Annotated in this window: 24 protein-coding genes and 1 pseudogene; 2 read left to right on the top strand and 23 right to left on the bottom strand. The window is 63.8% G+C overall.

Annotation, left to right across the window (positions count from 1 at the left end; translation table 11 throughout):
- Nucleotide 1 precedes the first annotated feature (1 nt).
- Nucleotides 2–949, bottom strand: a complete 948-nt coding sequence (locus ACYVF5_RS07110) for a co-chaperone YbbN (RefSeq protein ID WP_460944747.1) — start codon at nucleotides 947–949, stop codon at nucleotides 2–4.
- A complete protein-coding gene (locus ACYVF5_RS07105) occupies nucleotides 946–2,781 on the bottom strand; it encodes a hypothetical protein (RefSeq protein ID WP_460944745.1) in 1,836 nt (611 codons plus the stop codon). The genes ACYVF5_RS07110 and ACYVF5_RS07105 overlap by 4 nt, the downstream gene beginning before the upstream one ends.
- A gap of 250 nt (nucleotides 2,782–3,031) precedes the next feature.
- Between ACYVF5_RS07105 and ACYVF5_RS07100 the strand changes: the two genes are divergently transcribed.
- Nucleotides 3,032–4,078 (top strand): AI-2E family transporter, encoded by a 1,047-nt coding sequence (locus ACYVF5_RS07100; protein WP_460944743.1) that lies wholly within the window; start codon nucleotides 3,032–3,034, stop codon nucleotides 4,076–4,078.
- A 27-nt stretch (nucleotides 4,079–4,105) separates the two neighbouring features.
- On the opposite strand, the gene ACYVF5_RS07095 is transcribed toward ACYVF5_RS07100, so the two are convergent.
- The 9 genes from ACYVF5_RS07095 to rpsB form a co-directional block, all read right to left on the bottom strand.
- Nucleotides 4,106–4,825 (bottom strand): alpha/beta hydrolase, encoded by a 720-nt coding sequence (locus ACYVF5_RS07095; RefSeq protein ID WP_460944741.1) that lies wholly within the window; start codon nucleotides 4,823–4,825, stop codon nucleotides 4,106–4,108.
- A 16-nt stretch (nucleotides 4,826–4,841) separates the two neighbouring features.
- A complete protein-coding gene (locus ACYVF5_RS07090) occupies nucleotides 4,842–5,132 on the bottom strand; it encodes a hypothetical protein (protein ID WP_460944739.1) in 291 nt (96 codons plus the stop codon).
- A 76-nt stretch (nucleotides 5,133–5,208) separates the two neighbouring features.
- The gene (locus ACYVF5_RS07085; RefSeq protein ID WP_460944737.1) at nucleotides 5,209–5,907 is read right to left on the bottom strand and encodes an aggregation-promoting factor C-terminal-like domain-containing protein; all 699 of its coding nucleotides are present in this window, start codon (nucleotides 5,905–5,907) and stop codon (nucleotides 5,209–5,211) included.
- 57 nt (nucleotides 5,908–5,964) lie between these two features.
- Nucleotides 5,965–6,516, bottom strand: a complete 552-nt coding sequence (locus ACYVF5_RS07080) for a DivIVA domain-containing protein (protein WP_460944735.1) — start codon at nucleotides 6,514–6,516, stop codon at nucleotides 5,965–5,967.
- A gap of 41 nt (nucleotides 6,517–6,557) precedes the next feature.
- Complete coding sequence (locus ACYVF5_RS07075; RefSeq protein WP_460944733.1) at nucleotides 6,558–7,568, bottom strand: phosphatidate cytidylyltransferase; 1,011 nt, start codon at nucleotides 7,566–7,568, stop codon at nucleotides 6,558–6,560.
- Between the two features lie 36 nt (nucleotides 7,569–7,604).
- Nucleotides 7,605–8,159: a ribosome recycling factor gene (gene frr, locus ACYVF5_RS07070; RefSeq protein WP_460944731.1), complete on the bottom strand. Its 555-nt coding sequence runs from the start codon at nucleotides 8,157–8,159 to the stop codon at nucleotides 7,605–7,607.
- 36 nt (nucleotides 8,160–8,195) lie between these two features.
- On the bottom strand, nucleotides 8,196–8,936 hold the full coding sequence (pyrH, locus tag ACYVF5_RS07065) for a UMP kinase (protein WP_460944729.1): 741 nt from the start codon (nucleotides 8,934–8,936) through the stop codon (nucleotides 8,196–8,198).
- Between the two features lie 164 nt (nucleotides 8,937–9,100).
- Nucleotides 9,101–9,928, bottom strand: coding sequence for a translation elongation factor Ts (gene tsf / locus ACYVF5_RS07060; protein ID WP_460944727.1), 828 nt, complete (start codon nucleotides 9,926–9,928; stop codon nucleotides 9,101–9,103).
- A gap of 25 nt (nucleotides 9,929–9,953) precedes the next feature.
- Nucleotides 9,954–10,910 carry a 30S ribosomal protein S2 gene (rpsB, locus tag ACYVF5_RS07055; protein ID WP_460944725.1) on the bottom strand — a complete coding sequence of 319 codons (957 nt, stop codon included), beginning with the start codon at nucleotides 10,908–10,910 and terminating at the stop codon, nucleotides 9,954–9,956.
- Between the two features lie 372 nt (nucleotides 10,911–11,282).
- Here rpsB and ACYVF5_RS07050 point away from each other — a divergent pair, with 372 nt between their 5' ends.
- Nucleotides 11,283–11,861 carry a M23 family metallopeptidase gene (locus ACYVF5_RS07050; protein WP_460944723.1) on the top strand — a complete coding sequence of 193 codons (579 nt, stop codon included), beginning with the start codon at nucleotides 11,283–11,285 and terminating at the stop codon, nucleotides 11,859–11,861.
- Between the two features lie 159 nt (nucleotides 11,862–12,020).
- On the opposite strand, the gene ACYVF5_RS07045 is transcribed toward ACYVF5_RS07050, so the two are convergent.
- The 12 genes and pseudogenes from ACYVF5_RS07045 to rplS form a co-directional block, all read right to left on the bottom strand.
- The gene (locus ACYVF5_RS07045; RefSeq protein ID WP_460944721.1) at nucleotides 12,021–12,935 is read right to left on the bottom strand and encodes a tyrosine-type recombinase/integrase; all 915 of its coding nucleotides are present in this window, start codon (nucleotides 12,933–12,935) and stop codon (nucleotides 12,021–12,023) included.
- A gap of 87 nt (nucleotides 12,936–13,022) precedes the next feature.
- Nucleotides 13,023–14,273, bottom strand: a complete 1,251-nt coding sequence (gene dprA / locus ACYVF5_RS07040) for a DNA-processing protein DprA (protein WP_460944719.1) — start codon at nucleotides 14,271–14,273, stop codon at nucleotides 13,023–13,025.
- The gene (locus ACYVF5_RS07035) at nucleotides 14,270–15,802 is read right to left on the bottom strand and encodes a YifB family Mg chelatase-like AAA ATPase (RefSeq protein WP_460944717.1); all 1,533 of its coding nucleotides are present in this window, start codon (nucleotides 15,800–15,802) and stop codon (nucleotides 14,270–14,272) included. Before ACYVF5_RS07035 ends, dprA begins: the two co-directional genes overlap by 4 nt.
- Nucleotides 15,802–16,158: a YraN family protein gene (locus ACYVF5_RS07030; protein ID WP_460944715.1), complete on the bottom strand. Its 357-nt coding sequence runs from the start codon at nucleotides 16,156–16,158 to the stop codon at nucleotides 15,802–15,804. Before ACYVF5_RS07030 ends, ACYVF5_RS07035 begins: the two co-directional genes overlap by 1 nt.
- 194 nt (nucleotides 16,159–16,352) lie before the next feature.
- A pseudogene (locus tag ACYVF5_RS07025) lies at nucleotides 16,353–16,445 on the bottom strand (DUF2469 family protein); the annotation flags it as partial.
- A gap of 43 nt (nucleotides 16,446–16,488) precedes the next feature.
- Nucleotides 16,489–17,388, bottom strand: a complete 900-nt coding sequence (locus ACYVF5_RS07020) for a hypothetical protein (protein WP_460944713.1) — start codon at nucleotides 17,386–17,388, stop codon at nucleotides 16,489–16,491.
- A gap of 47 nt (nucleotides 17,389–17,435) precedes the next feature.
- Complete coding sequence (locus tag ACYVF5_RS07015; protein ID WP_460944711.1) at nucleotides 17,436–19,811, bottom strand: glycoside hydrolase domain-containing protein; 2,376 nt, start codon at nucleotides 19,809–19,811, stop codon at nucleotides 17,436–17,438.
- Nucleotides 19,812–20,521: 710 nt separating this feature from the next.
- Entirely contained in the window at nucleotides 20,522–20,947 is a 426-nt protein-coding gene (locus ACYVF5_RS07010) for a YraN family protein (protein ID WP_460944709.1), read from the bottom strand.
- A gap of 194 nt (nucleotides 20,948–21,141) precedes the next feature.
- Complete coding sequence (locus tag ACYVF5_RS07005; protein WP_460944707.1) at nucleotides 21,142–21,465, bottom strand: DUF2469 domain-containing protein; 324 nt, start codon at nucleotides 21,463–21,465, stop codon at nucleotides 21,142–21,144.
- Between the two features lie 12 nt (nucleotides 21,466–21,477).
- A complete protein-coding gene (locus ACYVF5_RS07000; RefSeq protein ID WP_460944706.1) occupies nucleotides 21,478–22,122 on the bottom strand; it encodes a ribonuclease HII in 645 nt (214 codons plus the stop codon).
- Nucleotides 22,119–22,862: a signal peptidase I gene (lepB, locus tag ACYVF5_RS06995; RefSeq protein ID WP_460944704.1), complete on the bottom strand. Its 744-nt coding sequence runs from the start codon at nucleotides 22,860–22,862 to the stop codon at nucleotides 22,119–22,121. The genes ACYVF5_RS07000 and lepB overlap by 4 nt, the downstream gene beginning before the upstream one ends.
- A gap of 66 nt (nucleotides 22,863–22,928) precedes the next feature.
- On the bottom strand, nucleotides 22,929–23,276 hold the full coding sequence (gene rplS / locus ACYVF5_RS06990; protein ID WP_460944702.1) for a 50S ribosomal protein L19: 348 nt from the start codon (nucleotides 23,274–23,276) through the stop codon (nucleotides 22,929–22,931).

Genomic DNA, 23,276 nt, shown 5'->3' with positions numbered 1-23,276 from the left:
ATCAGTAGAGCAGGTTGGTCAGGCGCGCACGAGCCTTCACCACACGCGGGTCGTCTGTTCCGACCACCTCGAAGTACTCCACGAGGCGCTCACGAATGCGGTTGCGGTCCTCCGCCGACGCCGACGCGAAGAACCCGAGCAGTCGGTCGAAGGCATCCTCGACGTGACCACCAGAGACATCGAGATCAGAGACATCGAGCGCCGCATCGAGGTCGTCAGGGTGTTCCGCGGCCCTCGACCGGATCTCATCGAGAGTCTTCCCCTGCAGACGATGCAGGAGCTTCACCTGCGCCAGACCGGCAACGGCCAGCTTGTCGGTCGGGTTCTGGGCGATCGCCGTCGTGTACGCGCTGATGGCGCGCGCGTAGTCGCCCTGCTCGATGGCCTCGTATGCCTCGGCGTGCAGCGGGGGCAACGGCTCGGGTTCCGGCTCTGCCCCTTCTCCCTGAGGCTCGCCCTGCTCAGCGGCGACGGCGGTTCCGGTCACGCCGGACTGCGCGGCGGCCTGCAGAACCTGCTCGAGAAGCTGCCTCAACTGCTGTTCGGGCAGCAGACCGGTGAACAACTGCAACGGCCTGCCGCCGATGACTGCCGCGACCAGGGGGACCGACTGCGCCTGGAACGCACCGGCGAGTTGCGGGTTGGCGTCGACGTCGATGTTGACGAGCACCAAGCGTCCGCCGTACTCCTGCGTGAGCCTGGCGAGGAGCGGAGCGAGCTCCTTGGTCTCTGGCCTGCCCGCCGACCAGAGGTGCACGAGAACAGGCACGCGTGCAGACAGCTCGAGGTAGTCGTTGAAACTCTGGTCAGTGGCGTCCGCGACCAGTGAGGCGACCTGGGCCGCCGCACCGCCGGCATCCGACGGGCCGCCCTGCGAACGCGGTGCGGCAAGGCTAGACAGGTCGACGGCTCCGCGCAGGTGCGCGGGGGCCGGCTCTACTCCACTCATTCGATCTCCTTTGCTGCGACAAGCGCCTGGCGGAATCCGAGCAGCACGATCTTCTCATTGCTGCCCGCGGGCGGAACGTAGAAGAGCAGCTCGTCGCTGTACGTGGCCTCAACGCCCTTTGTGGTTTCCGTCACACCGGCGAGGGCGGCTATGCCCCCCGAGAGTCTCACCTGTGCGTCTGCCTCGATGGGGCGCACCACTTCTTTCTCGACGACGTGCGCCGCCACGATCGCCCCTGACTCGTTCGTCACGAGAGCGAGGGGCACACCGTCACCGGCGGCTGCGGAGAACTCGATGGATGCCGTGGACGGCAGTTCGGCGGTCTTCTTCTCGCGGTCGGCGGCGATGGCGGTCCGCAGCGAGTCCTCCGTCTCGAAGAGGCCTGCCGACTCGCTCTCGGACCCGCGGGAGATGAGGTCGGCGTATGCAGCTCCAAGGGTGTCGGGGGCGACCAGCAAGAACTGGAGCTCCGCCGGCACGAGTGCGGCGCCGATCGTCGCCGGTGCGACGTCGGGGATCTGTGCGTCCGGCTCGAGCTGAAGCGCGTATTCCACGTGATAGTTCTCGCGGGGTGACTGCTGCATCATCACCAATGCCGTCGGCGCGATCGTCTCATCCTGTTCGTCGCTGATCACCGTCATCACCGTGCGCGGCCAGCTCGCACTCGCCTGCGGCAGGGTGAGGGTTACCGGCGAACCCGGGATGGGGGTCGGCAATCCGGCGTCGGGGACGCTCGCGCGGATGGCGTAGTTGGCTGTGCGCTCATCGAGTGCGGGACCGTCGAACCGCGTCTGGGCGAGGTCGGCGTCGAGGGCTTCGTCTGCCTGCGTCGCCGTGGTGGCGATCCGGGCGACGATACGCTCGAGCTGTGGGACGGTCACGACGGGGGGCGCTGCCTCTGCCGCAGCCTCCTCCGCAGGGGTCGTTGGCGTGGGCGTCGGCGTCGATCCGTTCTGAAGAGACAGATCGGGCCAGTAATCGGCGCTGCAGCCTCCGAGCGCGAGACCGGAGACGAGCACCACGGGAACGACCGCCCGCATCGAGCGCCTGGGAGTGCGTTTCGGCTTGGGCAGCGCGCGCTCCCTGGTGCGTCTCGGTTTCAGCTGCTTCTGACTCTTGGGCGTCTGCTCGAGGCCCGGCCCAGAGGTGATCGACTTACGACGTGGACCACGCGACCTGCGCATGTGCCGGAGTCCCAAGAAGTAGAGCACGATGCCGACGACCAGAAGCAGGAATCCGAGTGCGATGAGCGGCCCCGCCCACGGTGTTGAGTTGTTGAGCGGCCAGGACAGCTCGATGTCTTCCGGAGCCGGTGCCACACCGTCTGAGGCGATGATCACGCTCATGTCTTCTGGCAGGCTCACCGTCGTGATCAGGGCCCGCTCTTCTGACTGCTCTGCGAGCCACAAGTCCGACCCTCGTGGATCGGCCGCGGCCGCGATCTCTTCTTCGGTCTGTTCCTCGGTCTCCGCATCGTCCGACCCCTCGGGGACCGGCGTGTTGTTCTCGGGCTTGATGACCTCGCTCGTGAGTTCGCCGCTCTCGTTGTCGGTCTGGATGCTCGTGTAGTCGTTCTCTCCGATCCAGGCCACAACGTCTGCGGTGGTTCCGTAGGCGAGGAAGACCTCGTCTGCACCAGAGACCGTGATGGACTGCTGACCGGGGTGCGAGCCGAGCACGGCGCCGTCGATCACGGTGTAGGGCAGCTCTGTGTCGACGGTCGTCTCCATCGAGACGGTCGAGGGGCCGAGGAACACCGTGCGCTGGGCGATGCCCAGAACGATCAGTACAGCCGCGACAACCAGCGCGGCAATGGCGAATACGAAGCGCACTACATCTCCTTCTGCGTTGCCATCTTGCGGGTGCTGCACCCGATGCTGTCCAGTCAATCGGGCACGTGGCAACAGACACAGACATTTCAGACTAGCGGAACACCCTGAGTGGTTCCTAGACGGTGACCCGCTCGCACCCCGCCTTCTGCGACGAGGGAGAACCACCCCTTCATCGGGTTACGATTGCTCAACGCCGACACGATGGTGCGGTCGAGGCCGCAGCGACGGACCGGCGAGGCGAGAGGACAACGTGAAGATCCAGAATGTGTTCCGGTTCGGGCTGATCGGCACGTTGGGCGTCGGGCTCGGCCTGCTCATCCTGACGTCGGTCGTCGCCCTGCAGTCCGTGCTGGTCTATGTCGGCGCCGCACTGTTCCTGGCCCTCGGCCTCGACCCGATCGTGTCGTGGCTCGAGAAGCGGTCGCTGCCACGCTGGTCGGCCATCATCATCGTGATCCTCGGTCTGCTCGTCGTGTTCGCCGGCATCGTCTGGATGATCGTCCCCATCATCGTCGACCAGGTGTCTCAACTGGTCGCGCGCATTCCGGTGATCCAGCAGCAGATCGTCGACAACACCATCATCGAGAACCTGCGCTCGCAGTTTCCGTTCCTTCAGGTGGACGACATCATCGCCGAGGCCGGCCGCTTTCTGACAGACAACATCCCGAACATCGGCACCGGTGCGATCCAGGTCGCGTTCGCCATCGGCACCGGGTTCTTCGGGGCGCTCATCATCCTGATCCTCACGATCTATTTCACCGCCTCACTGCCCTCGATCAAGCGTGGGCTGTACCAGCTGGTTCCCGCGTCGAAACGGGAGCGATTCGCGGATCTGGCGGAACAGATCACGGATTCGGTGGGTCGCTACATCATCGGCCAGGGCAGCATCGCCGCGACCAACGGCGTGCTCAGCTTCATCATGCTCTCGATCATCGACGCTCCGTTCCCGCCTGTTCTCGCGGTGATCGCGTTTATGTTCTCGCTGATTCCCCTGGTCGGCACGCTCACCGGGTCGATCATCATCACACTGACCTGCCTCATCCCGTCGCTCGGGTCACCGGTGACGGCTCTCATCGCCGGGATCTATTACCTCATCTATATGCAGATCGAGGCATACGTGCTGAGCCCCAACATCATGAAGCGCGCGGTGAGTGTGCCAGGGGCGGTGGTCGTGATCGCCGCGTTGGCAGGTGGTTCGCTGCTCGGTCTACTCGGCGCCCTGATCGCGATTCCTATGGCGGCGGCTGTTCTGCTCATCATCAAACAGGTTGTCATACCGCGGCAAAACGAATTGTGACACGCTTGCCGAGCTCAGAGGACTCACCTATGCGTCCCACCGCTCCGGCAGCGGAAGCGCATCCGGATTGACCGCCGCGACGATTTCGGTGAGCACCCGCCTGACCTGTTTCTCACCGACCCACAGGTGTTTTCCCCCCTCGACGTCGACGAGGACGGCCGAGGGGACGACGGAGAACCGCTCTGCGGCATCCGTCGGTCGCAGGTAGTCGTCGAACTCGGGAATCAGCGCGATCAGCCGGCGCGGGTCACCCTCCCAGGCCGCAAGCTCGTGCGCCGTTGCCCGGTGCAGGGGCGGTGACAGCAGTATCGCGCCGTCGATGGGATGCTGCGGCCCGTACTTGATGGCCAGTTCGCTCCCGAACGACCAGCCCACGAGCCAGGGATGAGGCAGGGCGCGCTGCATCACGAAGTCCATCGCGGCTGCGACGTCGAACCGTTCGCCTGTTCCCCCGTCGAACGAGCCCTCGCTCGTTCCTCGTGGCGACACGGTTCCGCGGGTGTTGAAACGCAACACGGCAAGATCGGCAAGCGCCGGGAGACGTGCGGCTGCTTTGCGGATGACGTGAGAGTCCATGAATCCCCCGGCCGTCGGCAGAGGGTGGAGCGTGACAAGGGTTGCGACCGGTTCACGGGATTCCGGAAGCGCGAGCTCGCCGACCAGGGTCAAGCCGTCGTCGGTGTGCAGTTCAACGTCCTCACGCACGGCGGGCAGCTCGACGCCGCTCCTGATCTCGATCCCGCTCATTCTGTTCGTCCTCCGCTCACCAGGCCCGCCAGCAGTGCGAATGCCAGTGCCGGCGCGACTCGAGGTCGGCCGCGTCACCGAGCACGCCGTCAGCACGCCAGATCACCATGTGCGCCGTTCCCTGAAGAATCGTGCCGCTGCATCCCGGGCAGACATAGTCCTTGACAGCGCGCGCCGCGCTGACCGGCTGCACGAACCACTCGCGACCGCGCCTCTGCTCGGTGCGTTTCCATCCTGAGAGCAGATGCGACAGATCACCCTCATCGTCGACGGGCTTGCGTCGGCGCGATCGATTGCTGCGTGGCATCTCACGGGCTTTCGGGCCGGCCAGGCCAGCCGTTCACGCGCGGAACACAGACATCTGCGCGGAACACAGACATCTGTCAGTACCAGCCCACACTCTGCGAATGCGCCCAGGCACCGCATGGGCTGCCGTAGCGGCCCTGGATGTACCCGAGGCCCCACGTGATCTGTGTCGCCGGGTTGGTCTCCCAATCCGCCCCCGCCGTGGCCATCTTGCTGCCGGGCAGTGCCTGAGGGATGCCGTATGCCCCGCTGGAGGCGTTGTGCGCGTTCACACGCCAGCCCGATTCCTTGTTCCACAGCGAGACGAGGCAGGAGTACTGGTCTTCGCCCCATCCCCGTGCGGCGACCATCTCGTATGCGACGGCCTGCGCAGAACCAGGATCCGGAGCGACGGCGGGCGGGGCCCAGCCTCCGCCAGATGACGACTCTGAATCCGAGTCGTCCGACTCTTCGGTCTCGGTGACAGGCGGCGGAGAGGGCTCAGGCGGCGGCGGGACGAAAATCTCATAGCCTTCGCGGGTGAAAGCCGTCTCGTAGCTGCCTGCCACCGTGAGGTCCTGGGTCTCGAGCCCGGCGTATCTCGGCGCGACCTGAAAGTACGGCGATGCTGTGGCGCCCGAGTATGGATCGACCACGTTCACGGCAAGGAACGAGACGGCTGCGGCAAAGGCGAAGCAGAAGAGTGCGATAGGGCTCCGCGATCTGGGTCTGATGAACACCCCGCGGCCGGTGGTCTTCGGCTGCAAGGTCTCTGTCGTCTCTAGATGCTTACCCACAATCCGTCGATTTTAGCGCAGATCGCAGCACAATGGCGAAACCGGGACGAGACACGCTCAGCGAACGGCCAGCATCACGTCGACGACGGCATCGAGCACAAGATCGACCTGCGCCTCTCGGTAACCACCGCGCTGCGGCCTGAAGACAGCCGTTCTGACACGATCGATTCCAATGGGCTTGCCCGTCTGAAAGTAGTCCACCAGTCGGTCGGCAAGGGCATCGACGTCTGCGCAGTTGTATCCCTGGGTCAGAAAACCCGCCCTCGCGAAGCGGCGTCCGGCCGGGCGCGTGAGTCGATTGAGAATGACCTGCGCCGTCTGCCTGGCCGACTGGAGCCACTCGCTCTTTCCCGACGATTGCAGCGCGCGTTCCCGTTCACGAAGGGCGAAAGCGTCTTCGAGCCGCTCGAGGGCGGCGTCGACGTGAGTCGTCGAATAACCACCGCGGGTCAGGCCGAAAGACATATGCCTGATCTGCGACGCCGTGAGGCTCGGCTCGACGGTGTCCGGTTCATCGTAGGCACGGCGCGCGCGATCGAGGAACTCATCCACTTCGCTCCGGTCGTAACCGCGGGAACGTTTGCGCGCTGGGGGAAAGGTAGGGCTCACTCGATCATTCTCTCTTCTGGAGCGGGCAGAAACCTGCGCGCTCACGAGACCGTCCCCCACAGGGGGGCGAAGATCACATACATCGCGAGGGCGACGGGCGCAGACGGCAGGATCGAGTCGAGCCGGTCCAGAAATCCGCCGTGACCGGGTATCCAGGAGCTCATGTCCTTGACTCCCATGTCCCGCTTGATCAGTGACTCGGTGAGATCGCCCATGGTCGCCGTTCCGAGGAGCGCGACACCGAACACAACACCCGCCCACCAGGGGATGCCCAGCATAAAGATCGCGAGGAGCACACCGGCGATGATCGCGGTCACCGCGGCCCCAGCCAGGCCTTCCCAGGTCTTCTTTGGACTGATTCTCGGCGCCATCGGATGCCTGCCGAACGTCAATCCCGAGGCATACGCGCCGATGTCGATCACCACCACCAGCACGATGAACGCCAGTGTCCACCACTGTCCGTCGGGCAAAGCGACAAGAGCAAGCGCGAAGCTCGCGAGGAACGGAACATACACCTGAACGAAGACGCTCACAACGAGGTCCCTGACGACCTCATAGGCAGCGCGCTTCTCCCCTGACACCATCTGGGCGACGAGTCGCCACACGACGACGAAGACAAGGCTCGCGATGAGCACGGCCCAGCGTGTCGCGGAATCTGCGAAGTAGGCGGTGACGACGATAGCGAGTCCCGCGACGACCGCCGGTGCAGCATCCAGCCTGCGTCCGTGACGCTTCAAGGCGGCGACGAGTTCCAGCGTCGTGAACACCATAGCCGTCGCCGCGAACAGCACGAAGATCTCTTTGACGAAGATCAGGCTGAACAACATCGCGAACCCGAGCACAAGCCCGATGATGATGGCGAGCACCAGATTGCGCCCTGTGCGGGCCGCGATCCGCTCGTTCGCCTGGTCGATCTGTGCCCGCGCGGCCCCGACCTGCCGCTCGAAATCAGCCCTCGTCGCTTTGAACTGCGCCTGCAACTCGTCGCGAGATCTCCGTCCGCCCCGGATTCTCTCCTGGCTCGGCGGTTCTCCGCTCTCTGGTTCTGTCATGTGTGGCACCACGGCCATGTCACGGCGCGCATGACTCTAGACCTCGAGCAGTTCGGCTTCTTTGCGTTTCAGGGCGTCGTCGATGGCGTCGATGTGTGTCTTCGTGATCTGCTCGAGCTCTTTCTCACCACGTGCCACGTCATCGTCGCCGACCTCGCTCTTCAGCGCGTCGAGTTCGTCTTTCAGCTTGCGTCGGATGTTCCGCACCGAAACCTTGGCATCCTCGCCCTTGCTGCGCACAAGCTTCACGTACTCCCTGCGGCGCTCTTCGGTCAGCTCAGGAAGGCTCACACGAACGATGGTGCCGTCGTTGGTCGGGTTCGCCCCGAGGTTCGGCACATCCCTGATCGCCTGCTCGATATCGCGCAGGGCACCCTTGTCGTACGGCGTGACGACGATGGTGCGGGCCTCGACGTTCTGCAGGGAGGCAAGCTGCGCGAGGGGCGTTGGAGTCCCGTAGTAGCTCACAAGGATCTTCTGGAACATCTGAGGGTTCGCGCGCCCCGTCCGAACCGTCGCGAAGTCCTCCTTCGCAACCTCAACGGCCTTTCCCATGCGGGTTTCGGCGTCGGACAGTACTTCCGCGATCACAGCGACTCCTTCTTGTTACGTGTGGTCTCGTTCATTCTAGTTGTCGGCGGGAACAACGCTCTCGTTGCTCACGAGAGTGCCGATGGGCGAACCGAGAAGAGCCGCCGTGACGTTTCCCTCCGGCTCCATTCCGAACACCTGCATCGGCATGCCGTTGTCCATGCACAGGCTGAAGGCCGTGGAGTCGACCACTTTCAGTCCGCGCTGCAGTGCGTCCAGATACGTGATGTGATCGATGCGCGTGGCGTCCGGGTCGGTGCGGGGGTCGGCGGTGTAGACCCCGTCGACGCCGTTCTTCGCCACGAGCACGAGATCCGCGTCGATCTCGAGGGCGCGCTGGGCCGCTACCGTGTCTGTGGAGAAATACGGCAGACCCGCACCGGCGCCGAAGATCACAACTCGTCCCTTCTCGAGGTGGCGCTCGGCACGACGGGGAATGTAGGGTTCGGCGACCTGGGTCATCGAGATCGCGGACTGCACCCGCGTCTCCGCACCCGCCTGTTCGAGAAAGTCCTGCAGGGCGAGCGAGTTCATGACCGTGCCGAGCATTCCCATGTAGTCGGCGCGCCCGCGGTCCATGCCTCGCTGAGACAGCTCGGCGCCGCGGAAGAAGTTCCCGCCCCCGACGACGATGGCGATCTCGACCTCGGGAGCAGCCTGTGCGATCTCACGGGCGATCGCGCTGACGACGTCTGGATTGACCCCAAGCGATCCGCCTCCGAACGACTCTCCAGACAGCTTCAGCAGCACGCGCCTGCGCCTCTTGACCGATGACATCCGTTCTCCCATTCTCTGGATCAACCTCACTAAAACTACTGTGTCCCGTCACGCCGCCGAAACGGCGGTGTGCTGCCGTGCGTTCGCGGCGCGGCGCATGTGCCGCGTGCACATGCAAAAGGAGTCCGGATCATCAGCTGATCCGGACTCCCCCTGTGCGTGAGCTACGCGCCGACCTTCAAGCGGGCGAAGCCCGTGATCGTCAGCCCTGCATCGTCAAGAACCTTCTTGACCTGAACCTTGCTGTCTCGTGCATAGTCCTGCTCGAGCAGTGCGACCTGCTTGAAGAACGCGGTGAGGCGGCCCTCGACGATCTTCGGGAGCGCAGCCTCTGGCTTGCCCTCGTTCCGAGAGATCTCGGTGACGATCTCGCGCTCCTTCTCGACGGTTTCGGCCGGAACCTCGTCGCGAGTCAGGTACTGCGGGTCGAACATCGCGATGTGCTGAGCAACAGCACGAGCGGTCTCGGAGTCTGCCCCGCTGTAACCGACGGCAACGCCGATCTGCGGAGGCAGGTCTTTCGATGTGCGGTGCAGGTAGACCTCGACGTTGTCGCCAGTGACGACGGCGACGCGACGCAGTTCGACCTTCTCACCGATGATCGCCGCTTCGTCGTCGATCAGTGTCGCAACGGTCTTGTCGCCCGCCGGAGCGGCGAGTGCGGCGTCGACCGTTGTGGAACCCGCTGCCGCGACCGCCTCGAGCACCTTGTCGGCGAGAGCGACGAAACGCTCGTTCTTGGCCACGAAGTCCGTCTCGCACGCCAGTTCGATGAGCGTGGTGCTGCCCGGCTGCTGTGAGGCGGCGACGAGACCCTCGCTCGTCGAACGGTCGGCGCGCTTGGCGTTGCCCTTCGCGCCCTTGAGACGCAGGATCTCTGTTGCCTTCTCGATGTCGCCGTCGGCCTCAACGAGTGCGTTCTTGGTGTCGACCATGCCGGTGCCGAGCTGCTCGCGCAGCGCCTTGACATCGGCAACGCTGAAATTCGCCATGTGAAATGGGCTCCTCTGTCTGGAACTAGTTGTTGTCTGCGGCGGGCTGCTTCTCGGCCTCTGTCGCCTCGGCCTCGATGCGCTCTTCGGTCTGCTCGTCGCTTTCAGGCACCTTGGCGTCCTCCACGGGAGCGTCGTCACCCTTTGCTGCGTTCACGGCGGCGACTGCAGCGTCTGCATCGTTCTCTTCGGTGGTTGCGCCGACTTCATCGGCCTGTCCGCTGGTGCTGAGCAGCTCCTGCTCCCACTCGGCGAGGGGCTCCGCCGGCTCTGCGCCGTCTTCGGGCTTCTGGTGGCGCTGGATCAGGCCTTCGGCGGCGGCATCCGCGACGATGCGGGTGAGCAGGCTCACCGAGCGGATGGCGTCGTCGTTGCCCGGGATCGGGTACGTGACCTCGTCTGGGTCGCAGTTGGTGTCGAGGATGCCGATCACCGGAATGCCGAGCTTCTTCGCCTCGTCGATGGCGAGGTGCTCTTTCTTGGTGTCGACGACCCAGAGTGCAGAAGGCGTCTTTGTGAGGTTACGGATACCGCCGAGCGACTTGTGCAGCTTGTCGAGCTCGCGCTTCTTGATGAGCATCTCTTTTTTGGTGAACCCGGACTTGGCTGTGTCTTCGAAGTCAAGCTCCTCGAGCTCCTTCATGCGTGCGAGACGCTTCGACACCGTCTGGAAGTTCGTGAGAAGCCCGCCGAGCCAACGCTGGTTGACGTAGGGCTGGCCGACGCGGGTGGCCTGCTCGGCGATGGACTCCTGAGCCTGCTTCTTCGTTCCGACGAAGAGAATGGTTCCGCCATGGGCGACGGTCTCTTTGACGAAGTCGTATGCCTTGTCGATGTATGCAAGCGACTGCTGCAGATCGATGATGTAGATGCCGGACCGCTCGGTGAAGATGAATCGCTTCATCTTCGGGTTCCAGCGTCGGGTCTGGTGCCCGAAGTGCACGCCGCTGTCGAGCAGCTGGCGAATGGTGACGACGGCCATGAGCCGTTCTCCTGTTCCGACGCACACATGTGTGCGCGTCTCTCGGTTCCTTGCGGCGATCGGATGACCGCCGCTCCTGGCGCCCGGCACACGTCCGCCCGCTCTGTCTGAAGCTCGTCGAGAGAAGGACCGAATGGATGAATGTGCCGAATGGGCGCGCGTAGTCACCCCGACATGCGGGATGCTTCCCCCATGATAGCAGTGATCCGTTCGGGCCGGCTCCCCAGCTCCCCGGCTCCCCGGCTCCCCGGGCCGGGATGCATCGCAGTCGCCCGTGACGAGCTGTGAACAACGGCCCTGTGGAAAACACACGTTGCGCACAGATCCGGATCCACCGCCACTGACCGGGGACCTCCGGCGCATCCTGTTCATATGCGCCTCACAGTTCAGACAGCGGGAGCCCGTATACCCGCATTCATCGCAGCCGCTGCTCTCGTCGTCGCGCTGCTGGGCGCGGGAACGGCATCCGCCTCGGCCGTTGACATCATCTCGCGCTCGGCGCCCGTGATCGCCGGGATGCGCACGGTGCCACCGGATGCCACGTGGCTCTGGCCGATCCCGCCGCCGAGGCGCATCACCGAACCGTTCCGGGCTCCGCCCACCCCGTACTCCGCGGGGCACAGGGGCATCGATCTGGCTGTGGATGCCGGCGCGCCGGTCACCGCGATGGCGGCAGGAATCGTCTCGTTCGCCGGGGTCGTGGTCGATCGGCCGCTCGTTTCCATCACCCACCCGAACGGCCTGGTGTCGTCGATGGAACCAGTCGAACCGACGGTGACAGACGGCGAGGTGGTGCAGGCCGGTCAGCAGATCGGCACGATCGCCACAGGTGGGCACTGCGGGTCCGGATGCCTGCACGTGGGTGTGCGCCTGTATGGCGAGTATGTGAATCCACTGCTGCTGCTCGGTGAACTCGAGCGAGCGGTGCTGCTGCCGAACCACGGCGGCTAGCGCCGGGCGCGGCCTCGAGTGAGCCGTTGCCCGCGTCGCTGCCCATGTGCTCGTGCCGCGCGCTACACCTTTTGTGACGCGCGCCACGAGATAGGGGCGCGCGTCACAAAAGGTGTAGCGCGGGATGAATCGATCTCGGATAGCTGCCGCGGCGGATGCTCAGGCCCGGGGGTGTGCCCGTCGATAGCTCTCTCGCAGTCGCTCTGTCGACACGTGGGTGTAGATCTGCGTTGTGCCGAGCGATGAGTGACCGAGAAGCTGCTGCACGGCGCGCAGGTCCGCTCCGCCGTCGAGCAGATGCGTTGCGGCTGTGTGCCGGAGGGTGTGAGGGCCCGCTGCGCCGCCGACAGCTGGGCCGAAGGCTCTGCTCGTGAGGTCGTAGACGCTTCGCGGTGAAAGTCTTCCGCCCCTGGCGCCGAGGAACACCGCGTCGCCGTGGCGGTTCTCGCTCGCTCGTGTGACCAACGCCGGTCTCGCCGTGCGCAGATAGTCGACGAGCGCGGAATGAGCGGGCACGCCGAACGGCACCACCCGCTCCTTCGCCCCCTTGCCGAGCACCTTCACCGTCAGCCGGTCGAGGTCGATGTCGTCCACGTCGAGGTCGCAGAGTTCCGACACCCGGAGTGCGGATGCATAGAGCAGTTCGACGATGGCCACATTGCGCACGGCCACGGGGTCGCCGGTGGACGCGAGCTCGGCGAGGCGGTGCAGGATCTCATCCATCTGCCCGCCCCTGACCACCTGCGGCAGGTGCCGGCCCGGTTTCGGAGAACGCAGGCGCGCACCGCTGTCCTTCTCGGTGTGGCCGTGCGCGGCGAGCCACCTCGTGAAACCGCGCACACTCGCGACCCGGCGTGCGAGAGTCGTCTGCGCCAGCCCCCGTTGAGCGTCTCGCCAGAGCCAGTCCCTCAACAGCTCGAGGTCGAGCTCCGCGACATCGTCCAGGCGCCGGTCACGTGCGAACGCCACGAGATCCGCCAGGTCGGACTCGTATGCGCGCAGCGTCGCGGCCGACAGTCGTCTCGACAGCGCCCCCTCGTCGAGATACACCGCAACCGCCCGGGTGATCTGCATACTCCAAGGATCACCGATGAACGCCTCTTCGAGTGCACACGTGAACGGAGTGGCTCAAACCGGCCGTCTCTCGCTGCCGGCACACACTCATCCTCGAGCGCTGCGATGCACCCAGCCGCCGTTCCGTGCGACGACGACGCCCTCGAGTTCGAGCAGCGCGATCGTTCCTTCTATCGTGGCGGTGGAGAGACCTGTTCGCTTGCCGATGTCTGACGTGCCACGGGCCGATCGAACGCTGAGGGCGTCGAGCACTCGGGTCTCGTCGCTGGATCGCTCTCGCGTGGCATCCGCACTCATCCCGGGGAGCACGCTGTCAGACCCGACAAGCTCTGCCATCTCGCCGGCATTCGTGACGCAGACCGCGTTGTGCTCGCGCAGCAGCCTGTGGCAGCCGCTGCTGGTCGGGCTGTCCACCCTGCCCGGCATCGCCCCGAGAGGACGGCCGAGCGACGCGGCGTGGGAGGCGGTGTTGAGCGAACCCGACCTCCAGCCGGCTTCGATGACCACCGTCGCGAGGCCGGCGGCCGCGATGAGCCTGTTTCGCTGAAGAAAGCGCCACTTCGTCGGCGCACCGCCCGGTGGCACCTCGGACAGCACTGCCCCGTGCCGTCTCACCCTTTCGAGCAGCTCACGGTGTCCGCTCGGGTAGGCGCGGTCGACCCCGCCTGCCAGGAACGCGAACGTCGTGCCGTCCGAACCGATGGCACCCCGATGCGCCGCAGCGTCGATTCCGTATGCGGCGCCAGAGACGATGGCGAACCCGCGGTCCACCAGCCCGCTCGCGCATTCGAGTGTCTGGTGTTCGCCGTAACCGCTCGCCGCTCTCGAACCGACTATCGATATCGAGTGCGCCAACCGGTCCAGCGTCGAGATGTCTCCGCGCGTCCAGATCGCCAGGGGCGTATGAACGCCGAGATCGTCGAGCATAAGGGGCCATTCCGGATCGATCGGCGAGATCAGCGTCGTCCTGCTGTGCTCCCCGAGCCGCATCGCCCTGAGCACCATCGCCGAGTCGATGCGGGGTTTCCAGCGTGCGAGCGCGCCGGAGAGCTCTGTCTGAAGCATCGCCGACGCATCGTCGTCGACCGGCGAGATCCCCGACATCTCTGCGGCGATGCGCGACACGGAGCGGCCGGCGATCACCCGCTCGAGCGCCTTGACGGCGCCGAGCATACCGACCAGCATCCCGGCGACGCCGTCACCCGGCTCTGCGATGGCCGTCCATGCGGCGTGCGCGAAGCGGGCGGTCGTCGATTCCACCGTCTCGTCGCGCGGAGAGAGGGCGGAGGTGGCCAGCAGCACGTCGGCTTCAGGCAGCCCGAAAATCATGGACGTCATGTTGTTCCCCTTCGCAGGTAGAGGGCGCGACCGATATGGCCCGCGCTCGGAATGAGTGTGTCGTCGAGGTCCGCGAGGGTCCACGCGATGCGCAGAATGCGGTCGTAGCCGCGCATCGTGATGAGGCCTCGTTCCAGTGCCCTGTCGATCGGCGCTGTCGCGTCTCGGCCGGGGGCCCGCGATCGATCCCGCAGCCAGGCGCCAGGCACCTGGGCGTTCGTCGTCCAGGCGGTGCCGGCGAGGCGCTTCGCAGCGCGCGACCTGGCTGCGATCACGCGCGCCCTGGCCGCCTCGGAGGTCAGCCGGGTGGCGTCATCTGCCGACCGGAACTCGGCTGCCGTGATCCTCGTGACGGTGAGCTGGATGTCGATGCGGTCCATCAGAGGACCGGAGATGCGCGAGAGATAGCGCCTGATGGCATGGGGAGGGCAGGTGCAGGTGTTCTCTTTCGCGCCGTACTGACCGCAAGGGCACGGGTTCGCGGCGAGGACGAGCTGGAAGCGCGCGGGGAAGTGCGCTATCGCGTTTGCGCGGTGAATGCTGATCCGCCCGGATTCGAGAGGCTGTCTCAACGCATCGAGAACGTTGGCCTGGAACTCCGGGGCCTCATCGAGGAACAGCACACCGTGGGCGGCACGAGCGGCGGCACCCGGTCTGATGACTCCCGTTCCTCCCCCGATGATGGACGCCACCGTGGCGGAGTGGTGCGGCGCTTCGAACGGCGGGCGCGTCTGCAGACTGCCACCGACCGGCTCTCCGCTCAGCGACCTCACCGAGCTGACATCGAGAGCGGCAGCGACATCGAGGTCTGGCAGGATTCCGGGCAAGCGTGCGGCGAGCATGGTCTTTCCTGCTCCCGGCGGGCCGACCATCATCAGGTGGTGGCCGCCGGCTGCGGCGACGACGAGTGCATCGACTGCTTCTCGCTGCCCGAGGACGTCGGCGAGATCATCGGAGCTCCGCGGATGCTCCGGCTCGGGCGGAGCCAGGATCGGTCTCACCTCGATCGGCTGAAGCTGGGCTCCATGCCAGATGGCGGCATCGCGCAGCGAGACGATGCCGACGACGTCTATCCCCGGAACGAGCTGCGCCTCTGCTTCACTGCCGACGGGCACCATCACCTTCTTTCTGCCGGCTCTGGCCGCCGCGCGCACGGCGGGAAGCACTCCGCGCGTCGGCCGCAGACGACCGTCCAGCCCAAGCTCCCCGATATGCACCACCGCATCGACGGAACTGCGAGAGACGACATCGTCCGCCGCGAGACAGGCGAGGGCTATCGCGAGATCGAAGCCGGATCCGTGTTTCGGCAGACTCGCCGGAGAGAGGTTGACGGTGATCCGACGAGACGCCAGCCGGCATCCCGAGTTCTCCGCCGCCTGCCGCACTCTGCCGCTCGCTTCGCCCAGCGACCTGTCTGCGAGGCCGATCAGCACAAACGCGGGCAGCTGACCCGAGATATCAGCCTCGACCTCGACGATCGCCCCGTCCAGCCCGTTGAGCGCAACAGCCCACGTGCGACCGACGGCCATCAGGACATTCCCCTGAGATGCTCAAGCGTCGGCGGGCGGTGTGCGGGCATCACCACGGCCACGACGTCGATGCGGATCGGCCTGAACTCGCCATCGTTCTCGTGGCACCACGCGATGGCCAGTCGCCGCAGCCGGGCGCGTTTGACGGATGTGACGGCTTCGAACGGATGCCCGTACCCCAGACCCGATCTCGTCTTCACCTCGACGAAGACGGTTGTGCCGAGGTCTTCGGCGACGATGTCGATCTCGCCGTCTGCGCAACGCCAGTTGCGGGTGATGATCCGATAGCCGGCACCCGCGAGGTACTCGGCCGCAAGGTCTTCACCTCGCCTGCCGAGATCGTCTTTCTGCGCCATCGGGGCCACCTCCACCATTCGATGATGGATGCCGGCACGTCGCACTCAGCCGGAGCTCGTCACACTGGGGAGAAGCCCGTCAACAACCCAGCGTTGTGCAGAACACTCTCGTCACTCGGTCACGAGCCCGGCGGCACCCGGCACGGACCGGTCCCCTGTTCCGATCCCGACGGTGCCGGACATCGGCACCCGCGCTACTCGTCGAGCGCGAGATCCTTCGGCAGTTCGAAGTCGCGGGCAGAGAGCTCTTCGACGTTGACGTCTTTGAACGTGAGCACCCGCACAGCGCAGTTTCCGAGCCCAACCTCTGGCAAACAGCCGCCGCTGAATTTAGGGCGAGGTGCAATCTGTCTCTGGGTCTGCCCCTGATCGCTGGATCAGGGGTGTCCATACGCTGCCGTAACCCGGGAGGGCAGCGATTTCCTGTTCGCTTTGATCACTCGCGCAACCGTTCAACATGATGAAGGTCGCACTCTGGTTGATGGAATATCCCTCTATGTCGCTTCTCTCCTCGAGTGCAGCGCGGAAAGCATAGGCTTCCGGGGGTAGTGGCTCATCTACCTCCGTGATAAGTAGACGGGCCCCGTCTTGAACGGATCCAATCCCATTTCCCGACTCGAACGCCTTGCCCACGGCGAGGCTCCCGTGTGGCATTAAGACCTTCATTGGCTCAAGCCACCGTTCTTCGAGACGCTGGGGCAGTGGTTGCTCGCTCGGGAATGGCACGACGATCACGGTGAGTCCGTCGACCGATTCTTCGACGGCTTCGTTTCCGGCGCCTCCTTGCCAGGGTGCTAAGACCCCGACTTGCTGGATGTCGCCGGTATCGAGCAGTTGCGCGGCCAGGGTGATCCGTGCGGGGTTCAGTCCTTGCGATGTCGACAGTCCCACGCTGTTTCCACCGAAGGTCAGAGCCACTTGGATATAGAGATTTGCAGGCACGTCCGATTCAGTGACCCACCTGGCAATGCTCTCAGCGATACCGGTAGCGGTTTCTCGCCATTGGTCCGCTGAGAGCTTGACACTGAACTGGGCGTAGCTGCTACCGTCTTGAGGTTCTGAGTATCTCTTGACTTCCACCACAGACTCGACGCCGTCCAGCGTCTGAGCATGGGAAACGAACTCATCCAAAACTGCGAACGGGTCCGGTCTGGGATCGTCGACCATTACGCACCCAGACAGAAGCCCCGCCACAACAAGAGCGACTGTTGCGATGTGTATCCGCCTCATGCAGTTCTCCGTCCGGTTGGCCCACTAGTATCGCCGATGAACCTGACTCACGCTCCAAGTTGGTCGAGCACTGTTCCGAAAGCGTCACCGAGCTCTTCAAGCTGAGCGACCGAGAAGTCTCCAATGTGCACTGGGTCGCCCGGGCTCCCGTATGCCTGGATGAGGTATGTTCGAGCGCCGTTGAAGAGGAGCTTGTCATTCGTATCTGCATTTTGCAGGAAAGCCTGCCGACCCGCCATCTTCGCGTTCGCGACGTTTCCGAATCGTTCCCGTACGAACGTTTGGTACCGGTTCTCATTCGGGACGACACCCCCAGCTAAGGCGTCCCGCACGATCCCGGCGAGTGACGGTGCCGGATTAGCGAGGTACGCAGCAGCTACATTTACAGCGTCCACGTCCTGGATTAGGTCCAGCTGTCCAAAACTGAGACTGTTGTTCCCAGTCCCGCCGATCACTCGCCGACCAAAGTTGCCAATGGACTCGCCGATATTCTGGCTGTTGGTGAAATCGACCAGTGTAGTTGCGAGGTCTCCACCCCAACCGGCAATATCGGTGAACTCTGGGCCATCGACTCGTGAAGGTATGCCCCGATGAAGGTAGGCGTTGAGTGTGGCAAAGAAGTGGTCAGACGACACTGGCTCTGCGGACACTTCGGGAAGGACGTACAGACTCCTCAGTGTAACGCCTTCTGCCAATGCTTGATCGTAAACGAAGGTAACCCAATTCGTGAATCGCGGGCCAGCGAGAGCGGTCCAATCGAGACCTTGGTATTTAGGGCTTCGCATGAACTGTGCAACGAGTTCCGCGGCTGATGGACTCCCTGCATTGGCCGCTCGGTATTCGTTCGCCTGGATCTGCAGCCAGTAGAGAAAGTCGACGAACTCGGAGTTCAACGAAGGGGCCGGCGGAGTCGCGTCTATTGAAGATTGACCCTGGTCTCGACCGGACTTGATGTCCTTGTCGATTCCGATGTACCCGTCGCCGGTGCCGATCGCGTATTCAAGGATCTGGTCGAAAGCCCAGTTTCGGGGGAGTGGGTACCCGAGGTTGCCGCTGAATCCCGTCGACATGCCGCTGACGAAGCTGTTGACTGCGAGACCACGCTCCGACACCTGCGTGCAGACGTTTCTTGCTCCGTAGATGCCGACCCTATAAGCACTCCCGACGGAGCCCAGCCCATCTCGGATTCCTTCGAAATGAGGAACGATGTTCGAGAAGATTTGCTCACCAAGGACGTCGAAGTCGACCGCGAAGTAGATGACAGTTCCGGGTTTGAACCCGTACCCTCGAGCAGCGGCGTGTGCACGCTTTGCTGCTGCTACGCCCATGGAATAGTTAAAGAACGCGGTTCCTGTGCCTCCTTCCTGGTAGATTGGGAAGACTGTGAGGCTTGCGTCGAAGATCGTTTGAAGCTCTCCTGGCTTGATGTTCTTGTCGAGTGAGCCGCCTGGTGTATTGGTGAGGTACCGCCCGACAGCTTCGTACCCGTGGGAGATGAGCGTCTGGGCTCGTGCCGGTGTGATCGTCGTGATGCAATCGACTGCAGTGCCGGGTCGGCTGGTGTCACCGGTACTCACCAGTAGTGACGCCCATGTCTGGAAATCAGCATTGCCGGTGACGGACAATTTGGCGAAGCTTTGGAAGTCAATCACTGCGGAGCGTGTCTGGTTTCCGTAGTCACCGTCGAAGGCGACCGGATACCCGTTGAAAGTCATGGCTGCCTGAAACAAGTGGACGAAGTACTTCGTCGAATCGGTGGTGCCGAGCTGAAGTGCGGCGTGGTCCCGGATACCCTGCTGCGTCCCGGGTCCGAAATTGCCGTTTGCGACGCTGTCCGACATACCGATTTCGTACTGAAGTGCGTAGATCAGCGCGTTCTGGACGCTTCTCGAGAAGAAACCGTCGGTCGGGATTACGAAGAAATTCTCTCGCGAGAGGTATCGATCGTTCAGGTTCTGCTGAATCTGTCGGATAAGTGACGACCCTCCGGCGACGAGGACGAATGCGTCCATGTTCAGAATCGCTTTGAAGATCTTTGGATGAACGAAACCGGACTCTGGCGCAAGCCCCATGTCTGTACGCAGCTGCTGCGTGCTCGCCCGAGCAATCGAGCCCCAGTCGGCGTCGAGCGTCCCACCGTTGTAGCCCTTGCAATACAGACCTGCTTGAGCGATACGAATAATGTTCTTCGGCGTGGTGTCGTCATCGATCGGACCCTTCGCTTCTAACGCCGCTAGAGTCCCGGGGCCAAAGTTGTCGGCAAGAGCAGTCAATCCGAGCTCGTACTGCAGCGCTCGCGTGAGGGCGTTGACTGTTTGCCATCCGGTCTCTCCATCTTCGTTCACCGGATTGATGTCGATCGCCGGATCATTGCCGTACGTGTCGTTCAGCCACTCCTGAACGTTCTTGACCCACTGGTCCATGTGTTCTTCCAATCGGATTGATCCTGTGCGCAAACTCTAATTCTTCGAACGAGCGTTCTATTCCTAGGTATAGATGGTCGAGCCGTTTACCGCCAAGCGCGTCATCAGCGATGGTTCCGGTCTTGGGCAGGAATCACGCCGATTTTGCAGTGGTCCGCCACGAATGCTCTCCTCACTCGGCTTAATGTTGGTGTCATGAGTGCTCCAGACTCGCGCCGGGCAATGGATGGGCGCGATCTCAAGACCGACGTTAGTTGGCGCGGCAGGCATCCGCTAGCAAAACCAGAAACACAGGCTCAACCTGTTTGAGGGTGAGGAATTCGTTCGCAGAGGCGGAGGCGGAAGCGGAAGCGGAAGCGAGCTTGCTCCGCTCGTTAGGCTTGCGGGATCGCCCGAGTGCAGTCAACCTCGGCATACCAACACGGGAAGGTCCCACCGCCCGACGAGGAGAATCGAGCAAGAGCATCGACGATGAGCCGCGATCCATTGTCCATGAGTTGTTACCAGAACTCGCGCGTGATTTCTGAGGCCATGGCTGTCATGGCTCTATTCTCTCCAGTCGAGCCGCCGAATCTGTCGATATTGGCCGCAGAGAACGCAGCCATGCTTCTGTAGATCTTTGTTCAGATGTTGTGGCTTTCCCCGCGCCAGGCGAGGAATAGGTATCCGAAACTGCAGGTGACCGCCGACGGGCTCTCCGCTCAACGACTTCACTGAGCTGACGTCGAGTGCAGCGGCGACGTCGAGGTCCGGCAGGGCAGGCGTGCCGCGAGCATGGTCTTGCCCGCGCCAGTCGGGACAACGAGCGCGTCGGCTGTTTCTCGCTGCCCGACCACGGCGACGACGTCGATGCGGATCGGCCTGAACTCGCCATCGTTCTCGTGGCACCACGCGATGGCCAGTCGCCGCAGCCGGGCGCGTTTGACGGATGTGACGGCTTCGAACGGATGCCCGTACCCCAGACCCGATCTCGTCTTCACCTCGACGAAGACGGTTGTGCCGAGGTCTTCGGCGACGATGTCGATCTCGCCGTCTGCGCAACGCCAGTTGCGGGTGATGATCCGATAGCCGGCACCCGCGAGGTACTCGGCCGCAAGGTCTTCACCTCGCCTGCCGAGATCGTCTTTCTGCGCCATCGGGGCCACCTCCACCATTCGATGATGGAGGTCGGCACGTCGCACTCAGCCGGAGCTCGTCACACTGGGGAGAAGCCCGTCAACAACCCGGCGTTGTGCAGAACACTCTCGTCACTCGGTCACGAGCCCGGCGGTACCCGGCACGGACCGGTCCCCTGTTCCGATCCCGACGGTGCCGGACATCGGCACCCGCGCTACTCGTCGAGCGCGAGATCCTTCGGCAGTTCGAAGTCGCGGGCAGAGAGCTCTTCGACGTTGACGTCTTTGAACGTGAGCACCCGCACAGACTTGACGAACCTGTCCGAACGATAGACGTCCCACACCCAGACGTCGTTCATCGTGATCTCGAAATAGAAATCGTGCTCGGTGTCACGGCGGGTCAGTTCGACGTCATTCGCCAGGTAGAAGCGTCGTTCTGTCTCAATGACGTATTTGAACTGCGAAACAATGTCGCGATACTCGCGGTAGAGGGCCAACTCGACCTCGCGGTCGTAGTCCTCGAACTCGTCTTCTTCCATGGTGAGTCCATCCTACGCGTTGACGGACAGCCAGCTCCTCCGGTGAAGCTCCGTGGCGCCGAGGCGCCCGATCGCCGCCAGGTGCTCACCGCTTCCATATCCCTTGTTCCCGCTCCAGCCGTAGCCGGGCATCACGGCGTCGTGTTCGATCATCAGCTGATCGCGCCGCACCTTGGCGATGACGGATGCCGCGGCCACAGACACGCAGTCCCTGTCCGCCTTGATGCGCATCCGCACGTCGAGCGGTGTGGTGAGCACCGGCGCCAGCCAGTTGTGCGATCCGTCGAGCAGGATCACACTCGACATCACGTCGACACCCCGCTCATGAAGCTGAGTCAGTGCCCGTCTGCCCGCCAGTCCGAGGGCGGCGATGATCCCGACCTCGTCGACCTCGGACGCGTCGGCCATACCGACGGCGTGGTGGGGAACCCATCTGCACACCAGGGGCTCGAGAGCCACCCGGCGCTTCTCGCTGAGGAGCTTCGAGTCACGCAGCCCGGCCGGGTGTGGTCCGCAGTCGGCGGTCATCACAGCCATGCCGACGGCGACGGGGCCGGCGACGGCCCCCCTGCCGACCTCGTCGCAGCCGATCACGGTGCGGGTGCCCGCTGCGAAGAACTCGCGCTCGAGGGCGTCAGTGGGGTCGACAACACTCATTTCGTATCCGGCACTCCTCCGAAGACAGTGGGGTAATTGCCGAGCCATCCCCAATGGTCAACGGGCCAGTTGATCACGAAAGCGCGACCGACGACGTTCTCGAGCGGCACGAAGCCGTCTCCGGGCTGCTCTCGGTTGTAACGGGAGTCCTTCGAGTTGTATCGATTGTCGCCCATCACCCAGAGTGCGCCTTCTGGGACGGTGACGTCGAAGTCGTCCTTCGACACCGACGAGACGCCATTGGGCAGATTCACATAGGGCTCGTCCACGGGAACACCGTTGATCGACATCTGGCCGAGCGCGTTGCAGCAGACCACGTTGTCGCCGGGGAGGCCGATCACCCGTTTGATGAGGTGGTCGTCGTTGTCGGGAGAGCTGAGTCCGAAAAGCGACAGAACCCACTCCGCGCCCACGACGAACGGCGACTGCTGCGCCTTCGGCTGCACCGGCAGCCATCCGCCTGGGTCCCTGAAGACGACGACATCGCCTCGTTCGACTCCGATGAGGTCGGGAACCAGCTGGTTCACCAGGATCCGGTCGTTGATCTCGAGGGTGTGCTCCATCGATGACGACGGAATATAGAACGACCGCACGAGGAAGGTCTTGATCACAAAGGAGACGACAAGCGCGATGACGAAGATCACGAGGATGTCGCGCAAGAAGTACAGTGCGCCGCGTTTGCGTGGTCGCTGCCGCACCCTGGCAGTCGAATCGTCTGCCGAAATCGTGTTGTCTGTCATTTAACCGCCCGAGCTCCCCACCAGTTTATCGGTGAGGAGCTCGGAGAGATGACGCGTGAGGAAAGCTCAGCTGTCGCGCTTCTCTTTGATCTTCGCCTTCTTGCCGCGCAGCTCGCGCAGGTAATACAGCTTGGCGCGACGAACGTCACCGCGCGTGACGAGCTCGATCTTGTCGATCACCGGCGAGTGCACCGGGAAAGTGCGCTCGACACCGACCTGGAAGCTGACCTTGCGGACGGTGAACGTCTCGCGGACGCCTTCACCGGAGCGGCCGATCACAACACCCTGGAAGACCTGGACACGAGAGCGGTTGCCCTCGATGATGTTCACGTGCACCTTGACGTTGTCACCGGCGCGAAAGTCCGGGATGTCCGACCTGAGGGAGGCTGCATCGACGTGGTCGAGGATGTGCAT

It is taken from the genome of Okibacterium endophyticum, from assembly GCF_054780075.1.
This window is presented reverse-complemented; position numbering and strand designations above follow the sequence as displayed.

Excerpts from the sequence above, each read along its gene's own strand:
- ACYVF5_RS07090 (WP_460944739.1), bottom strand. The coding sequence starts at position 5,132 with ATGCCACGCAGCAATCGATCGCGCCGACGCAAGCCCGTCGACGATGAG.
- ACYVF5_RS07020 (WP_460944713.1), bottom strand. The coding sequence starts at position 17,388 with ATGAGGCGGATACACATCGCAACAGTCGCTCTTGTTGTGGCGGGGCTT.
- ACYVF5_RS07075 (WP_460944733.1), bottom strand. The coding sequence starts at position 7,568 with ATGACAGAACCAGAGAGCGGAGAACCGCCGAGCCAGGAGAGAATCCGG.
- ACYVF5_RS07005 (WP_460944707.1), bottom strand. The coding sequence starts at position 21,465 with ATGGAAGAAGACGAGTTCGAGGACTACGACCGCGAGGTCGAGTTGGCC.
- lepB (WP_460944704.1), bottom strand. The coding sequence starts at position 22,862 with ATGACAGACAACACGATTTCGGCAGACGATTCGACTGCCAGGGTGCGG.
- ACYVF5_RS07030 (WP_460944715.1), bottom strand. The coding sequence starts at position 16,158 with ATGGCGCAGAAAGACGATCTCGGCAGGCGAGGTGAAGACCTTGCGGCC.
- ACYVF5_RS07015 (WP_460944711.1), bottom strand. The coding sequence starts at position 19,811 with ATGGACCAGTGGGTCAAGAACGTTCAGGAGTGGCTGAACGACACGTAC.
- ACYVF5_RS07110 (WP_460944747.1), bottom strand. The coding sequence starts at position 949 with ATGAGTGGAGTAGAGCCGGCCCCCGCGCACCTGCGCGGAGCCGTCGAC.
- ACYVF5_RS07050 (WP_460944723.1), top strand. The coding sequence starts at position 11,283 with ATGCGCCTCACAGTTCAGACAGCGGGAGCCCGTATACCCGCATTCATC.
- rpsB (WP_460944725.1), bottom strand. The coding sequence starts at position 10,910 with ATGGCCGTCGTCACCATTCGCCAGCTGCTCGACAGCGGCGTGCACTTC.
- ACYVF5_RS07095 (WP_460944741.1), bottom strand. The coding sequence starts at position 4,825 with ATGAGCGGGATCGAGATCAGGAGCGGCGTCGAGCTGCCCGCCGTGCGT.
- ACYVF5_RS07000 (WP_460944706.1), bottom strand. The coding sequence starts at position 22,122 with ATGAGTGTTGTCGACCCCACTGACGCCCTCGAGCGCGAGTTCTTCGCA.
- dprA (WP_460944719.1), bottom strand. The coding sequence starts at position 14,273 with ATGACGTCCATGATTTTCGGGCTGCCTGAAGCCGACGTGCTGCTGGCC.
- pyrH (WP_460944729.1), bottom strand. The coding sequence starts at position 8,936 with ATGTCATCGGTCAAGAGGCGCAGGCGCGTGCTGCTGAAGCTGTCTGGA.
- ACYVF5_RS07045 (WP_460944721.1), bottom strand. The coding sequence starts at position 12,935 with ATGCAGATCACCCGGGCGGTTGCGGTGTATCTCGACGAGGGGGCGCTG.
- tsf (WP_460944727.1), bottom strand. The coding sequence starts at position 9,928 with ATGGCGAATTTCAGCGTTGCCGATGTCAAGGCGCTGCGCGAGCAGCTC.
- rplS (WP_460944702.1), bottom strand. The coding sequence starts at position 23,276 with ATGCACATCCTCGACCACGTCGATGCAGCCTCCCTCAGGTCGGACATC.
- ACYVF5_RS07010 (WP_460944709.1), bottom strand. The coding sequence starts at position 20,947 with ATGGCGCAGAAAGACGATCTCGGCAGGCGAGGTGAAGACCTTGCGGCC.
- ACYVF5_RS07035 (WP_460944717.1), bottom strand. The coding sequence starts at position 15,802 with ATGGCCGTCGGTCGCACGTGGGCTGTTGCGCTCAACGGGCTGGACGGG.